General features: G+C 72.2%; 1 protein-coding gene. It reads left to right on the top strand.

What is annotated here, in order from left to right; all coding sequences use genetic code 11:
• Window positions 1-352: polyketide synthase (locus tag WA788_RS35715; RefSeq protein WP_335984685.1), on the top strand; the 352-nt coding region annotated here is incomplete at both ends.

Raw genomic sequence — 352 nt, forward strand, 5'->3', positions numbered from 1 at the left:
CGCGGATGGGCGGTGCAAGGCGTTCGGTGCGGGTGCGGACGGTACGGGGTGGGCTGAGGGGGTGGGGGTGCTGCTGGTGGAGCGGTTGTCGGATGCCCAGCGGCTGGGCCATCCGGTGCTGGCCGTGGTGCGGGGCAGTGCGGTGAACCAGGATGGTGCGTCGAACGGTCTTACCGCGCCCAACGGGCCTTCCCAGCAACGGGTGATCCGCCAGGCGCTGGCGGCGGCCGGACTGGAGCCCTCGCAGGTCGACACGGTGGAGGCGCACGGCACCGGTACGACGTTGGGTGACCCGATCGAGGTGCAGGCCCTGCAAGGCACCTACGGGCGGGGGCGTGATGCCGAACGGCCT

Origin of the sequence: Streptomyces sp. CA2R106 (assembly GCF_037034245.1) — a bacterium.
In the GTDB taxonomy this organism is placed as follows: domain Bacteria; phylum Actinomycetota; class Actinomycetes; order Streptomycetales; family Streptomycetaceae; genus Actinacidiphila.